Below are 1,734 nucleotides of genomic sequence, written 5' to 3'. Positions count from 1 at the left end.
GAAGACCGGGTGCGCGCTGCACCCGCGGTCTCGCGTGCGGTTTGCACAAAACAAAATGCACACGAGCATACAGGGCAGCGGAGAACACCCGGCCTTCCCTGCGCAATGGCTTTACGGCTTATGCCGTGATCTCCCCGGAGACGAGTTCTTGGTTGACTCCGTCGCTGCCGTTCCCGCTTGCGCTTCTCCGACAGCTTGACGCCTGCAACGGGCGCCAGGACCACACGGTTTTGCCGTACGCTTATCCACGCCGTCGTCTCAGCGCAAACCAGCGTCCACCGCAACCCGTCCAACGTCCGTGACGACGGCCGACGCCCTTCTGACCAGGACGGGATGGCGATAGATGCGCACTGATTTGGGTCGGCCGACAACAGAAATATTTTTGATTTACAGAAATTTTCTACTTGACACGATTTCTGAAAGTCAGCATTGATTTGCCCGTCGGGTTGTTTTGTCGCACCCTCGATCGTCATTCCGGGGCTCGCGAAGCGAGAGCCCGGAATCCATCTGGCGACAGCAAATGCGGCCTGATGGATTCCGGGCTCGCGCTGCGCGCGCCCCGGAATGACGACGGAGCAGGCCGCTCACACCGGCCGTTCGCCTTTCACCGTCACGCGCGTGCCTGAACGGGTATGCGGCCAGTAATCCCACATCGCGCGGTGCTGGGCGCAGCGGTTGTCCCAGAAGGCGATGGCGTTTTCGGTCCAGCGGAAGCGGCACTGGAACAGCGGATTTTCCGCGTGCTGGTAGAGATAGGCGAGCATCGCATCGCTCTCGTCGCGAGGAACGCCGATCAGGAAACGCGTAAAGCCGCGGTTGACGTAGAGCGCCTTCTTGCCGGTCACCGGATGCGTGCGCACGACCGGATGCTCGGCGCGCGGATATTCCGGGCGGTCGGTAACGCCGTAATTGGCGTAGAGCCCGCGATAGGTCTGCTCGCCGTCATGCAGCGCGGTGAGCCCGTCGAGATAGGCCTTCATGCGGTCCGACAGCGATTCATAGGCCGCATACATGTTGGCAAACAGCGTGTCGCCGCCGCGCGGCGGGCACTGTTTGATGTAGAGGATCGAGCCCATCGGCGGCTCGACGTCGCAGGACACATCGGTGTGCCAGCCCTCGCCATTGGCGCGCGGTGAATCCTTGTCGGCGTAGATCTTCATCAACGCGGGATCGTCGCCCTCATGCGGTGCCGCCGGATGAATATGCAGCTCGCCGAACTGCCGGCCGAACGCCAGATGCTGCTGCGGGGTGATGTGCTGGTCGCGAAAGAAGATCACGAGGTTTTCGGCGAGCGCGCGGTGGATTTCGTCCATCGTGCGGTTCGACAGCGAGCCAGCGAGATCGACGCCCGAAATCTCCGCGCCGATGATCGGGGTCAGTTTTTCGACGCCGATGGTCTCATAGGGCTCGCTCTCGCCGGCGACGTGCCGATAGCGGGGGCCCTGCTTGCTGGAGAGTGAACTCATCGGCGTTTCTCCCAATCATTATTGATTGGGAGCATCGTAGCCCGGGTGCAGCGAAGCGCAATGCGTACGCGATTCAATTTTGTCGTCCCGGCGAAGGCCGGGACCCATAGCCACCGGACGTGGTGTTATGGAAGGTGTCGGCCACCTTGCTTGAGCCGATGGCACAACGCGGTATGGGTCCCGGCGTTCGCCCTAGGGCATGCACACATCTGATGTCGGGGATTCCCGAATCGGCATTTTGTGTGATTCATATTGTGACACTTCGGCT

The 1,734-nt window shown here is 61.5% G+C and carries 1 protein-coding gene; it reads right to left on the bottom strand.

Annotation, left to right across the window (positions count from 1 at the left end; translation table 11 throughout):
* Positions 1-584: 584 nt before the first annotated feature.
* Positions 585-1,466, bottom strand: coding sequence for a TauD/TfdA dioxygenase family protein (locus JQ629_RS36890; RefSeq protein WP_212416791.1), 882 nt, complete (start codon positions 1,464-1,466; stop codon positions 585-587).
* Positions 1,467-1,734 lie beyond the last annotated feature (268 nt).

Source organism: Bradyrhizobium sp. AUGA SZCCT0222 (genome assembly GCF_018130205.1).
Taxonomy (GTDB): domain Bacteria; phylum Pseudomonadota; class Alphaproteobacteria; order Rhizobiales; family Xanthobacteraceae; genus Bradyrhizobium.
This window is presented reverse-complemented; position numbering and strand designations above follow the sequence as displayed.